Here is a 13,200-nt window from a genome sequence, read left to right on the forward strand (position 1 = left end):
CGCCGCTGGCTTTTCGCGGTTCACGACATGCTCCGCGCCGCAGCAAGTTTACCACCCGTAAAGCGCTACATAATCAACGATTTACGTGACCTAGTTCAGGTAATCTGACCGCTGCAAGCCATACTTCGCCATCTTCTCGTTCAGCGTGCGGCGTGGCAGGCACAGCTCGTCCATCACATTGGAAATCGACCCCTTGTGCCGCCGCATCGTGTTGTCGATCAACATCCGCTCGAACGCTTCGACATACTCCTTGAGCGGCTTGCCCTCGGTCGTCATCACCGGCTGCATTTCCTCGTGATCGCTCATCAAAAGCGAGGTGATCGAACCCGACCCGCGCCGCGATTGCAACACCGCGCGTTCGGCCACATTGATCAACTGGCGCACATTACCGGGCCACGGTGCCTGAAGCAGCTGCGCCGCCTCCTGCGCGCTGACCTTGGGCGCGTCACAGCCGTATTCATCGGCAAACTGATCCGCCAACCGCGTGAACAGCGACAGGATATCCTCGCCGCGCTGGCGCAACGGCGGCACGGTCATGCGCAACGCCGCCAGCCGGTAAAACAAATCGGGGCGCAGCGCGTCTTCACAGGTCTTACCCTGCTCCTGAAGGTTGGAAATCGCGATGATCCGCGTCTCAGGCGGGGTGCCTTCCTCGTTGATAAAGCTCAACAAACGCGCCTGAACCGCATCGGGAAGCGTCTCGATGTCTTCCAACACAAGCGTGCCGCCACGCGCTTCCTCAACCGCCGGAAGCTGCGTGTCCTCGGCCTGCATCGGCCCAAAAAGCCGCTTGGTCAGCGCCTCTTCCTCAAGCGCCGAACACGACAGCAAAACGAACTTCTTGCCCGCCCGTGCGCCCACCGCATGCAGCGCATGCGCGACCAAAGTCTTGCCGGTGCCGGTCTCGCCGTCGATCAACACATGCCCGTCGGCCTGCCCCAGATCGAGGATATCTTCCTTCAAGCGCACCATCGCCGGGCTCTGCCCGATCAGCTTTTTCATCAATTGCCCGCCGTCGCTCAACTCGCGCCGCAAGGCGCGGTTGTCCAGCACCAGACGGCGCGCATTGGTCGCCTTCTTGGCCAGCTCGGTCATCCGGTCGGGGTTAAAAGGCTTTTCAAGGAAATCGAACGCGCCCACGCGCATCGCTTCCACCGCCATCGGCACATCGCCATGGCCGGTGATCATAATCACCGGCAGCGCGCTGTCTGTGCCCATCAGCTTTTTCAGAAACTGCATCCCGTCCATGCCCGGCATCTTGATGTCGGAAATCACGATCCCCGGATACTCCGGCCCCAATGCCTTTAACGCATCCTCGGCGCTGGGATAGGTCTCGGTGTCATACCCGCTCAACGCCAGCCACTGGCTGATCGACTGGCGCATATCCTGTTCATCGTCGATGATGGCAATCTTCATTGCTTTGGCCATGATCTTCTTTCCTCCGGTGCCCGCTTGCGCTTCGCCCTATTCGGCCGCGCGCGTTTCTTCTTCCAAGATAGGAAGCTGCATTTCGAATACAGCCCCCCCAACCGCCGCGTTGCGTGCGGTCAATCTTCCGCCAAGGTCGTTCACGATCCCCGAGGAAATCGCAAGCCCCAGCCCGACGCCCTCGCCCGGCTGTTTGGTGGTGTAAAATGGCTCGAACAACGTATCGAGATCCTCGATCCCATAGCCGTTGTCGCGCACGCTCAAGGTCGCCGTCTCTCCGGCGGCGAGCAGTATTTCGATCTGCGGGTCATCCACACCCTGCGTTGCATCCAATGCGTTGCGCAAAAGGTTGATAATCACCTGTTCAATCCGCAAGCGGTCGCCCAGCACCATGACTTGTGTATCGGGCACCGTGCGGGTGATCTCGACCTTGCGAAGCTTCAATTGCGGCTCCATCATGCTCAGCGCGGAAACCAGCGCATCGCTCATGTTTACAGGGGCCAGAACCTCACCGCCTTTGCGCGCATAGGACTTAAGCTGGCGGGTGATCGCGCCCATCCGCTCGATCAGATCATCAATCCGCGCAAAGCTCGTCAGCGCCTCGTCCGGGCGCGCGCGCCGCATCAACAGCCGCGCCCCGGCAAGGTATGTTTTCATCGCCGCCAATGGCTGGTTCAACTCGTGGCTCACCGCCGCCGACATCTCTCCCAACGCGGCCAGTTTCGAGCTCTGCGCCAGCGTCTGTTCCGCCACTTCAAGCTGGCCTTGCATCTTCTTACGCTCGGCAATTTCCCGCTGGAGCCGCGCATTCAATGCGCGAAGGTCCGCCGACTCCCGCTGGAAAAAAACCATACGCGACGTGGTCTTACGGCTCAGAAAATAAAATGCCAGCGCCAACAGAATGGCGAATCCCATGATTTCAAGCGCAAGGAAGCCGTTCACCTTCTCACGCACCCCGGCATAGGGCGTGAAACTGGCAATCTTCCAGCCCCGGAACGCCACCCGCCCCTCCATGCGCATCACCGCTTCGCCCTGCACATAGGCATCCGCCGGCAAAACCGACCAATTCGCCGTGGTGCGGATCGCCCGCTCAATGGCGCTTTCGACCGGCTCGCGCTGCAACGCGACTTCTTCGGTTAACCCCCGCCAGCGCGGCTCGGTCGCAAGGATGATCTGCCCGGTGCTGTCGGTCACCAGAACCGCATCCGAAATCCCCGCCCAGGCGCGCTCGAATTTCAGCAGGTTCACCTCGACCACGATCACGCCCAGCGTTTCGGCCTGATAATCCACCCGCCGCGTATAGGTAAAAGCATAGCCCCCCGACTCGCGCTCGCTCACCGTGAAAATCGTGTTGTTCGAACGTAGCGCATCGAGGAAATAGGACTGCGGCTTGTGGTTCTCGCCAATGCGCGCGCGATCTGTTGCCGCCACGGTGCGCCCGTCACGATCCAGCAACATCAGAGAGGCCGCGCCAATCTCTTCCACAAACGACAGCAACCGCTGGGTTGATTGGCTGAAATCGCCCGAATTCAACGCCCCGATCAACGCCGGATCACGGCCCAAAAGCTGTGGCACAATCGAATTGCGGCGCAATTCGCTGAGCAGGTTGCCGGAATATAGCGCAAGGCGAAGCTCGGCGCGGTTGCGCGTGCTGGCCGTGAACCTGTCCGTCAAAAGCCGGTTCGTGGTTAAAACCGTCACCACCGCCACCACCACCAGCGCGACCAACGCCAGCCGCGTGCGCCAGCCCAGCGTTTTGGGACGCGTGCGCGCGCTGCTGGCCGCGATCACCGCGCCTGCGGGTTTGGGGTCTCTGCTGGGTGGGTCGGGTTGCGCCATGGCGCCAATCTACGCCGCCCTGCGCCCACGCTCAAGCGGCGCGCACAGCCCCGCATCCCCCTTGAGCGGAATTTCTGCTCAATCCACAGGCCCTTGGGCCGTTTCCCGCCGACCTCTGCCATGCGCTTTTCCAAGGACGCGCCCTGAAATTTCGCATAAGCTTGGCAAAACCGTCCGCCACCGCACTCATACAGAAGGCCCCCGCCATGACCATCACACGGCAAGACGAACTCGACGGACTGAAAGACATCGGTCGCATCCTGGCCAACACGCTTCAGACCATGGCCCGCGCGATGGAACCCGGCATGACCACAGCCGAGCTTGATCAGATCGGCGCGGATCACCTCGAGCGGCACGGCGCCACCTCTGCTCCCAACAGCACCTACGGCTTTCCCGGTGCCACCTGCATCAGCGTGAACGAAGAAATCGCCCACGGTATCCCCGGCACGCGCGTCATCGCGCCCGGTGACTTGGTGAACATCGACGTTTCTGCCTCCAAGAACGGGTTTTTTGCCGACACCGGCGCGTCTTTCCGGGTGCAACCGGTCGCCGCCTCGCTCGACCGCCTGTGCCGCGATGGCAACCGCGCCATGCGCATCGGCATCGCTCAGGTCGGCGCGGGCCGCCCTCTTGCGGGCATCGGCAACGCCATTGGCCGCTTTGCCAAGTCGCGCGGCTATACGCTGATCCGCAATCTGGCCAGCCACGGTGTCGGGCGCGCCCTGCATGAAGAGCCCGGCGAAATCGCCACGTGGCCCAATCGCGACAGGCGTCGCATCGCCAAAGGGCTGGTGCTGACGGTGGAACCCTTCCTGTCGCGCGGCGCGCTTCTGGCGCGTGATGGCAGCGATGGCTGGACCCTTCTGGCCCAACCCGCCGCGCCGGTGGTGCAATATGAACATACGGTTGTCGCCACCGACAAAGGTGCCGTGATCGTCACCCTGCCCGGCTAACAGCTAACGGAGCGCCGCCTTCAGGCTCAGGCCAACGCCATCGCATCCATCAGACCGGCAAACATCGCCGCGCCATCGGTGCCGCCGTGGGCGGCTTCGGCCATCCGCTCGGGATGGGGCATCATCCCCAAAACCCGCCGATTGCGGCTGACCACCCCGGCAATATCCGCAACCGATCCGTTTGGATTGTTGAGATAGCTGAACGCGATCCGCCCCTCGTCCTGCAACTGGCGCAGTTTCTCGTCGTCGACAAAATAATTGCCGTCGTGATGCGCGATCGGCACGGTGATCTCCTGCCCGGCCTCATAGCCATTCAGATAAGGCGTGTCACAGGCCTCAACCCTCAGCCCCACGGGCTTGCAGATGTATTTCAAGTTGGCATTGCGGCGCAGCGCACCGGGCAACAGCCCCGTCTCGGTCAGCACCTGAAACCCGTTACAGATCCCAAGCGCATAACCGCCCTTTTCAACATGCCCGACAACCGACCGGCAGATCGGCGAATTCGCGGCAATCGCACCACAGCGCAGGTAATCCCCGAACGAAAAGCCACCCGGAATACCGACCACATCCACACCCTCGGGCAGGCTGGTATCCTTGTGCCACACCATGCTCACCTTCGCCCCCGCGCGCTCGAACGCCACGGCAAGGTCACGGTCACAATTCGATCCCGGAAAAACGATAACAGCTGCGTGCATGGGGCTGGCTCCTTTTCTGCACGACCGGCAAGACATCCCACATCCCCGGCCATGTGCCCCTGATAGGGCCACACCCCCCAGCAATCAAGCCCGCAATCAAGCCCCGCAAACCGCTCCACAGACGCCAAATTGCGCGCCACCCCCGGCAACCACGGCGCAAAAACAAAAAAGACCCCAGCAGCCTGCGCCGCTGGGGTCCGTCTCTTAATGCTTTTCGCTTACTTGAAAGGCTTGATCTCGCCGCTCTTCAGCCGGTCAGAATAGCTGATCAACTCTTTGCGAACGATCTTCATCAGGAAATACAGCCCGATGATGTTCACAACCGCCATCGCAAAGATCGCAGCATCCGAGAAGTCGATAACCGGACCAAGCGAGGCCGCCGCACCGATCACCACAAAGACGCAGAAGATCAGCTTGAACACCAACTCCTTGGCCGCGCCTTCACCAAACAGATAGGTCCACGCCTTGAGGCCATAGTAGCTCCAAGAGATCATCGTCGAGAAGGCAAACAACACAACCGCAATCGCAAGGACATAGGGGAACCAAGAGATCCCCGACCCAAACGCCGCCGAGGTCAGCGCAACACCGGTGTTGCCATCAACCGTGGCAATCGCCGTGCCCGCATCGTTCAGCAGATAGTTGCCGGTCGCTTCGTCGATGATCAACTGCTGCGAAATCACGATGACAAGAGCGGTCATCGTACAGATCACAACCGTATCAATCAGCGGCTCAAGCAGCGACACAAAGCCTTCGGTGATCGGCTCCTTGGTGCGCACAGCCGAGTGCGCAATCGCAGCCGAGCCAACACCCGCTTCGTTCGAAAACGCCGCCCGTTTGAACCCTTGGATCAGCGCACCAACCATACCACCGGCCACGCCAAGCCCGGTAAAGGCCCCGGCGAAAATCTGGCCAAAGGCCCAGCCGATCATATCGTAGTTCACGATCAGAATGATCAAAGCCGCACCGACATAGAGGATCCCCATCAAAGGCACGATCTTCTCGGTCACATTGGCAATCGACTTGATCCCGCCAACGATCACCGCAAACACAACCGCGGCGAATACAACGCCTGTGATCCAGCCGGGATAATCTCCGACAATGCCCGAAATCTGCGCATGCGCCTGATTGGCTTGGAACATATTGCCCCCGCCAAGCGCGCCGAGAATACAAAAGATCGAGAACAGCACAGCAAGGAATTTACCACCGGGCAAGCCCCGCTCCTTGAACCCTTTCGACATGTAATACATCGGACCACCCGACACGGTGCCATCCGGGTATTCATTGCGGTATTTCACGCCCAGCGTACATTCCGTGAACTTCGATGCCATGCCCAAAAGCCCGGCAAAGATCATCCAGAAGGTCGCCCCCGGTCCGCCAATCCCGACGGCCACGGCCACACCGGCAATATTGCCAAGCCCAACAGTCCCCGAAAGCGCGGTCGCAAGCGCCTGAAAGTGGCTGACCTCGCCGGCATCATTGGGATCAGAATAGTCGCCTTTGACCAAGCGGATCGCGTGTTTGAAAAACCGGAACTGAACGGCGGCGAAATAGATGGTAAACACCGACGCCGCAACAACCAGCCACAGCACGATCCAAGGGAAACTCGTCCCCGGAAGCGGCGCAAAGATAAAGCTGACAAACGGTCCGGTGACTGTGGCAAAAGCCTCATTCACCTTCGCGTCGATCCCCTGCGCCTGCTCTTGCGCATAAGCGGCGGGTGCCACAAGGGCTGCGGCCAGCGCCGCGATTGAAAATTTAAGCGATTTCATGACTTTCCCCTATCCAACAACCGTGACCGGCACGTCTGCGTGCATCACAAGGTTCTGTGTGGAACTGCCGAAAAGACGCTTGGTAAACCCGTCATTCGACACCCGGCCAACGATGATCTGGCTGGCGCCCTGATCTACGGTGATCCGGTTTAGCGTTTCCGCCACATCGCCGTGCTTGACGATGCCGGTGGCTTTGAACCCAGCCCCCTCAAGCGACTTCAAGGCCGGCGCAATTACGCGGCTTGTTGCGATTTCAACCTCTTCCTCACGGCGCTTGTGGCGCTGTTCGTTTTCTTCTGCTGTTTGAAAGGCGAAGGGGGACCAGTTGATGACATAGGCGACAATAAGCTCACAGCCTTCGATCCGGGATGCAAGATCCCGGGCAAAAGCAAGCGTGCGTTCACTTGTCTCTGTGCCGTCTAGTCCAACCGTTATTTTCACTGTCATTGGTTGGCTCCGTGTTGCGTTTCCTAATAGGCGAATACATCGCTGTATCCCTTTCACGCCGCCGGACTTTTGTTATAAATTTAGGCGACGATAAAGATCAGCCTAAGTAATAATCACTAGCAATAGGCAATGTTTTGTGAATAAAACGTGGAAAATTCTCTAAGTTCGGGCAAATTTCTAGGGAAAATCACCAGTGGCGAGAGATTTAGACAAAATTGACCTGCGCATCATGCAGGAACTCGAAAAGGACGGGCGACTCCCCATTGTTGAACTCGCCCAAAGGGTGAACCTGACAAATACGCCCTGCTCCGAACGCGTCAAACGGCTCGAACGCGAGGGCTATATTCAGGGCTATCGCGCCTTGCTGAACAAGGACCACCTCGGGCTCGGACAGCGCACCATCGTGCAGGTCTCGCTCGCCGCGTCCTCCACCCAAAACGTGCTGGCCAGCTTCAACGAAGCGGTCGTGCGTGTGGAGGAGGTTGAAACCTGCCTGATGATCGCCGGAGCCTTTGACTATCTGCTGGTGCTGCGCACCCGCGACATGACCCATTTCCGCAATGTGCTGGATGACAAGGTCAACAAGCTGCCCGGCATCCTGCAAACCAATTCCTTCGCGGTCATGGAAACGGTCAAGGACGTCTAGACAGCCCGCCGCTACCCGGCGAAATCAGTAATCACCGCCACCCCCGGCGGCGCGGGCCCATCAAAGGCGGCCAATTCGGCGCTGGCCTGCGACAGGCTGATCCGGCGCGTGACCAGAGGCGACAAATCCACCTGCCCGCCCTCAATCAGGCTCAACAGGCTGGGATAGCGCCACGCCGGCATGCCGCGCGTTCCGAAAAACGCCAATTGCCCGCTGTAAACCGCATCCATCGGCAGCTGCATACGCACATGCTCTCCGGCGGGCATGCCCACCATCACCATCCGGCCCAGTTTTTTAAGCGACGTCATCGCCGCTACCACTGTTGCCTCGATCCCCAACGCCTCAAGCGCCAGATCGGCGCCGCCGCCGGTGACCTCACGCACCGCCGCGGCGGCGTCGCAGGTCGCGGCATTCACCACAGCATCCGCGCCCAACTCTCTGGCAAAGCGCAGCTTTTCGTCAACCACATCCACAACCACAACCCGCGCCCCAAGCGCGCGCCCCAGCATCAACGCCGAAATCCCGACGCCGCCGCCGCCAAACACGGCCAGCCACTCCCCCGCCCGCAACGCCGCCCGCCCGGTCAGCGCATGCCAAGCGGTCGTCACGCGGCACCCCAATCCCGCCGCAAGCGCGGGCGCAATCCCATCGGGCAGCGCGGTCAGGTTGTGATCGGCAAACGGCACGGCAATCTCTTCGGCAAAGGCGCCGGGAATGGTGAACCCCGGCACCGCCTGATCGGCACAGATCGTCTGGTTCCCCGCCGCGCAATCCGAACACTGTCCACAGCCGAGGATAAACGGCGCAATCACCCGGTCTCCGACCTGCCACCGCGTCACCCCCGCGCCCACGGAAATCACCTCGCCGCAGAACTCATGCCCCGGCACATGCGGCAGGCTCACATCCGGGTCCGCCCCAACCCATGCGTGCCAATCGCTACGGCACACACCACAGGCCAAGACCTTCAGAACAACCGCGCCCTCCCCGGCCACGGGCGATGGCACCTCGACAATCTCCAGAGGCGCGCGCCAGTCCGTTATCCGTGCTGCTCTCATCTCTGGCCTCTCCCCCGCAAAAACCGACCGCGCATCCCCCTGCGCGGCTATATCTTTACCGCGCCATAGCGCGAAACCCCGCCCCGCTGCCACCGCCGCACCCGCCGGTGCAGCCACAACGCAGGCAGCAGCAAGACCGCCGTTATCCCCCCGATCACCCAGGCCACAGCCCAGTTATGCGCCCCCGGCAGGGACACATTCGTCTTATAGCTCGGTTTATAGTAAATCTCGTGCACAGACCCGATCTCGTAATTCCAATCGGGATGCGACATGCCGGTGCTCGCTTCGATCATCTCTCCGGGGGCGAACTCATAGCGAAACACCGGGCTGTAATTCAGCACCCCACGGTCAAACACGGTCTCCCCCTCAAAGGTATAGACCCGCACAACCTCGCCCTGCCCGACAACCGTGCCCTGCAGACGCCAACCCGCCTCGCCCACCATCGCCACGGTGCCCAAAGCGAACACCCCCGGCAACAGCCAGACAAGCAACCAAACCCGCCACGAAACAATCCGCTCCCCAGCCGCCGTTTCCTCAAACAGAAATGGACGACTAAAGAGAAACATCAGATCTCGATCCGGTAGCTTTCGATTACCGTATTGGCCAACAGCTTCTCGCACATGTCCTTAACGGTCGCCTCGCTGGTGCCCTCGGCCAGATCCAGCTCGATCACCTTGCCCTGACGCACGCCATCAACGCCGTCAAACCCAAGTGCGCCCAACGCATGTTTGACCGCCGCACCCTGCGGGTCCAGCACCCCATCCTTCAACATTACATAAACCTTGGCTTTCATCGCCCGTCCCCCGGTTCATTTCCTGGCGCGCCATGCGCCCTTCATCTTGCCAAAAATACTCATTCTCCCCGACCTGCGCCGGACGCCACGCCTCAATTGATCAACGTCGGCTTCATCGGCGTCGCGCCCTTGGGCATCACACCCAACCGCTTGGCCACTTCGCTATAGGCATCGGTCAACGAGCCCAGATCGCGGCGGAACACATCCTTGTCCAGCTTCTGACCCGTCTCGATATCCCACAACCGGCAGCTGTCGGGCGAAATCTCATCCGCCACGATCAACCGCTGAAAATCGCCGTCATACACCCGGCCAACCTCGATCTTGAAATCAATCAGCTTGATCCCGACCGAATACATCACACCCGACATGAAATCATTGACCCGCAGCGCAAGGCTCACGATGTCGTCCATATCCTGCTGGCTGGCCCAGCCAAAGGCGGCGATATATTCTTCCGTGACCAAAGGATCGCCCAGATCGTCATCCTTATAGGAATACTCGATGATGGGACGCGGCAGCGCGGTGCCCTCTTCGATTCCCAACCGCTTTGACAGGCTCCCGGCGGCAAAATTGCGCACGATCACTTCCAAAGGCACAATCTCGCAGGCGCGGATCAACTGCTCGCGCATGTTGATGCGGCGGATAAAATGATTGGGCACGCCGATATTGGTCAGCCCTTTCATGAAAAACTCTGAAAGCATGTTGTTCAGGACACCCTTGCCCTCAATCACATCTTTCTTCTCGGCATTGAACGCAGTGGCGTCATCCTTGAAATACTGCACCAGAGTGCCGGGCTCCGGCCCTTCAAACAGGGTTTTCGCCTTGCCTTCATAAATCTTCTTGCGCCGTGCCATGCGGGCTCCTCGCGTTGCGGCGGGCCGTTCGGGTAACGTCTGGACTATCCAAGACTCTCCGCCATGGCGCGTCTCATATTGCATGGGGCTGTTTTTGCAAAGGGTCCATTGTCGCATTCTAATGTCATTTGCGACGATCCGCCCCTTGCCCTTGGGCCGATCAATAGGCATATCTACCCCAAGCAAACCAGCCGTTGGAGAACCCCCGGATGAGCACATTCGACGAACGCGAAAACGCCTTTGAAAACAAATACGCCCATGATGAAGAGATGAAGTTCAAGGCCGCCAACCGCGCCAATAAACTTCTCGGCCTCTGGGCGGCTGAACTTTTGGGCAAAACCGGAAGCGATGCCGATGCCTATGCCATCGAAGTCGTAAAGTCCGATTTCGAAGAAGCCGGCCACGAGGACGTGGTGCGCAAAGTCGCCGGCGATCTCGGCGAAATCGCTGACGCCGACACGATCCGCGCCAAACTGGCCGAGCTGACACCGCTCGCCAAACAGCAGGTCATGACCGAAACGTCCTAAGCGGCCAAACAACCGCTTTAAAACCGCGTCACCCGCTTGCCGGGTCGGCGCGGTTTTTTGTTGGGCCCCTGCTGTTGCGCGCAACCGCCCTCGCCCCCGCGATCTCCCCCGCGCTGGGTAACCGCAACGGTTAACCTCCCCGAAAGGTTTATCACCCTATGCTGCGCCGATTGGGTGGGTGCCTTGGGGATGCGCTGGGAATGACGACAGAATTTGAACGCTTTACGGCGCTGGCACCTGCGCGTGCCGCGCCGATACACTTGCGCCTTTGGCCGCTGCTGCGCCAATGCGTGCCGCTGATGCTTGGGCTGGCCTGTCTCTGGCTACTGGCCGGGAATCTGGATGACTTTGATGTCACGGCGCTGCAATCGGCGTTTCGTGGCATCTCACCGGCGGGCTGGGCGCTTGCCGCTCTTGCTACGGGGGTCAGCTTCTGGGCCGTCGGGCGTTATGATGTGGTGGTGCACCGCCACCTACGTAGCGGCGTTGACGATCGCGATGCCGCGCTTGCTGGGGTGGCGTCCATCGCGCTTGCCCAGACTGTCGGGCTTGGCGTCATCACCGGCGCGCTCGCCCGTTGGCGCGCCCTGCCGCGCAGCTCCCTGAAACAATGCTCACAGATTTCTGCGCTCGTTGCGGTGTCCTTTCTGCTCGGCTGGTCTGTTGTCACGGCCCTCGCAGCCTTGGTGCTGCCACTGGTAACACCCATGACCGCGCCCCTGCCCGATCTGGCCCTACCGTGGATCTACCTGCCCCTCCTGCTTGCACCGCTTCTTGCGGCATTGGCGCTCTGGCGGCCCGTTCTGACACTGCCGGGCGGCGCACAGCTCGCCCTGCCCAGCCTTGCGGCCATGGGCCATATCCTCTGGCTCACCTTCATCGACACGCTCGCCGCCTGCATCGCGCTCTATGTTCTGCTCCCGGCCGAGGCTTCGGTGGCGCTCAGCACGCTTTACCCCGTCTTTCTGCTCGCCCTCGGCGTGGCGCTGGTCTCTGGCACCCCCGGCGGGGTCGGCCCGTTCGAGCTGATGTTGCTCACGCTCCTGCCGCAAACCCCCGAACCTGCGCTGCTCGCGGCGGTGCTGGCGTTCCGGCTGGTCTATTACGCCTTGCCCGCAGCACTGGCGACACTCTATCTCCTCGCAACACCCGCGCCCCGAGCCCGCACCCGACGCGGCCACCCCGGCCCCATGTCCGCCCTGACCCGCCGCCGCCCCGGCCCGCGCCTCTTGGCCCATGCCACGCGCTCGGAACTCGGCGTTGCGCGACAAAACGGTGGCCGGCTGTTCGCGTCTGACAAGGCCTCGGGCGTCACGGTTGAAACCGGGCAAACCCTCACCCTGCTGTTTGACCCGGCGCGTGGCACGATGACAGATCTGCTGCCCCTGCTCGGCAGGGCTGCCAAATCCATCAACCGCGTGCCCGTGATCTATAAATGCTCGGCCCAAAGCGCCCTTGCGGCGCGCCAGTCGGGCTTTGCCCTCTGGCATGTGGCTGACGAGGCGGTGATCGACCCGACCCGTTTTGACCTCTCCGCCCGCCCCTTGCGCCAACTCCGCCGCAAATTGCGCCAGGCCGAGCGCGCCGGCGTCACCACCACCCGCGCCGCCCATCTTCCCCGCGCCGAAATGGCACGGATCGACGCAGAGTGGCGCGCCCGTCAAGGGGCGGCGCGTGGCCTGACCATGGGGCGGTTCGATCACGACTACCTGTCGCACCACCTTGTTTTCCTCGCTTGGAAAGGCGATCAGCTTCAAGGCTTTGCCACCTTGCACAGCTCGGCTCATGAACTCTGCCTCGATGTGATGCGCTCGGCCGATGCGGCCCCCCACGGCACCATGCACGCGCTGGTCGCCTGCGCCATCGCCCATGCCGCCCGGCACAACCGCCGCCGCCTATCGCTGGCCTCGGTCCCGGCGCTTTCACCGGGCTGTGGCCCGCTTGAACAGCGCCTGCGAAGCGCGGTGTTTCGCGCCGCCAATGGCCCCGGCCTGCTGCAGTTCAAATCCAGCTTTGCTCCGCGCTACGAGCCGCTTTATATGGCCGCGCCCTCGCGTCTGTCGCTGCTGCTTGGCGCCGCAGACCTTGCGCTTGCGGTGCGCCGCCCCCTGCGGCTCATGACCATGATGAACAATATAGGATTGCACCACAGCCCCAAGTGTGACACGTGAAGCGCGAACTCTCCGGCCAAGGACAC

The 13,200-nt window shown here is 61.2% G+C and carries 13 protein-coding genes; 4 read left to right on the plus strand and 9 right to left on the minus strand.

The window, feature by feature from the left end:
- Positions 1-90 precede the first annotated feature (90 nt).
- Both N4R57_09970 and N4R57_09975 read right to left on the minus strand, forming a co-directional pair.
- Positions 91-1,428 (minus strand): sigma-54 dependent transcriptional regulator, encoded by a 1,338-nt coding sequence (locus N4R57_09970; protein ID UYV39294.1) that lies wholly within the window; start codon positions 1,426-1,428, stop codon positions 91-93.
- A 36-nt stretch (positions 1,429-1,464) separates the two neighbouring features.
- Complete coding sequence (locus N4R57_09975; GenBank protein UYV39295.1) at positions 1,465-3,267, minus strand: ATP-binding protein; 1,803 nt, start codon at positions 3,265-3,267, stop codon at positions 1,465-1,467.
- A gap of 206 nt (positions 3,268-3,473) precedes the next feature.
- On the opposite strand from N4R57_09975, the gene map reads away from it, so the two are divergent.
- Positions 3,474-4,220, plus strand: a complete 747-nt coding sequence (map, locus tag N4R57_09980) for a type I methionyl aminopeptidase (GenBank protein ID UYV39296.1) — start codon at positions 3,474-3,476, stop codon at positions 4,218-4,220.
- Positions 4,221-4,246: 26 nt separating this feature from the next.
- On the opposite strand, the gene purQ is transcribed toward map, so the two are convergent.
- The 3 genes from purQ to N4R57_09995 all read right to left on the minus strand — a co-directional run bounded on the left by purQ (position 4,247) and on the right by N4R57_09995 (position 7,131).
- Positions 4,247-4,915: a phosphoribosylformylglycinamidine synthase subunit PurQ gene (purQ, locus tag N4R57_09985; protein UYV39297.1), complete on the minus strand. Its 669-nt coding sequence runs from the start codon at positions 4,913-4,915 to the stop codon at positions 4,247-4,249.
- Between the two features lie 218 nt (positions 4,916-5,133).
- A complete protein-coding gene (locus N4R57_09990; protein UYV39298.1) occupies positions 5,134-6,684 on the minus strand; it encodes an alanine:cation symporter family protein in 1,551 nt (516 codons plus the stop codon).
- Between the two features lie 9 nt (positions 6,685-6,693).
- A complete protein-coding gene (locus N4R57_09995) occupies positions 6,694-7,131 on the minus strand; it encodes a universal stress protein (GenBank protein ID UYV39299.1) in 438 nt (145 codons plus the stop codon).
- 193 nt (positions 7,132-7,324) lie between these two features.
- On the opposite strand from N4R57_09995, the gene N4R57_10000 reads away from it, so the two are divergent.
- On the plus strand, positions 7,325-7,777 hold the full coding sequence (locus N4R57_10000) for a winged helix-turn-helix transcriptional regulator (GenBank protein ID UYV39300.1): 453 nt from the start codon (positions 7,325-7,327) through the stop codon (positions 7,775-7,777).
- Positions 7,778-7,788: 11 nt separating this feature from the next.
- On the opposite strand, the gene N4R57_10005 is transcribed toward N4R57_10000, so the two are convergent.
- From N4R57_10005 to N4R57_10020, 4 genes are all read right to left on the minus strand, one after another.
- The gene (locus tag N4R57_10005) at positions 7,789-8,832 is read right to left on the minus strand and encodes a zinc-dependent alcohol dehydrogenase family protein (protein ID UYV39301.1); all 1,044 of its coding nucleotides are present in this window, start codon (positions 8,830-8,832) and stop codon (positions 7,789-7,791) included.
- A 47-nt stretch (positions 8,833-8,879) separates the two neighbouring features.
- Positions 8,880-9,398 (minus strand): hypothetical protein, encoded by a 519-nt coding sequence (locus tag N4R57_10010; GenBank protein UYV39302.1) that lies wholly within the window; start codon positions 9,396-9,398, stop codon positions 8,880-8,882.
- Complete coding sequence (gene purS / locus N4R57_10015) at positions 9,398-9,625, minus strand: phosphoribosylformylglycinamidine synthase subunit PurS (GenBank protein ID UYV39303.1); 228 nt, start codon at positions 9,623-9,625, stop codon at positions 9,398-9,400. The genes N4R57_10010 and purS overlap by 1 nt, the downstream gene beginning before the upstream one ends.
- Before the next feature lie 92 nt (positions 9,626-9,717).
- A complete protein-coding gene (locus N4R57_10020) occupies positions 9,718-10,476 on the minus strand; it encodes a phosphoribosylaminoimidazolesuccinocarboxamide synthase (protein ID UYV39304.1) in 759 nt (252 codons plus the stop codon).
- Positions 10,477-10,685: 209 nt separating this feature from the next.
- Here N4R57_10020 and N4R57_10025 point away from each other — a divergent pair, with 209 nt between their 5' ends.
- Together N4R57_10025 and N4R57_10030 are read left to right on the plus strand one after the other, a co-directional pair.
- Positions 10,686-11,003, plus strand: coding sequence for a DUF1476 domain-containing protein (locus N4R57_10025; protein UYV39305.1), 318 nt, complete (start codon positions 10,686-10,688; stop codon positions 11,001-11,003).
- Positions 11,004-11,203: 200 nt separating this feature from the next.
- Positions 11,204-13,174, plus strand: a complete 1,971-nt coding sequence (locus N4R57_10030; protein ID UYV39306.1) for a phosphatidylglycerol lysyltransferase domain-containing protein — start codon at positions 11,204-11,206, stop codon at positions 13,172-13,174.
- Positions 13,175-13,200 lie beyond the last annotated feature (26 nt).

The sequence above is a fragment of the Rhodobacteraceae bacterium D3-12 genome, assembly GCA_025916135.1.
Classification (GTDB): Bacteria; Pseudomonadota; Alphaproteobacteria; order Rhodobacterales; family Rhodobacteraceae; genus JAKGBX01.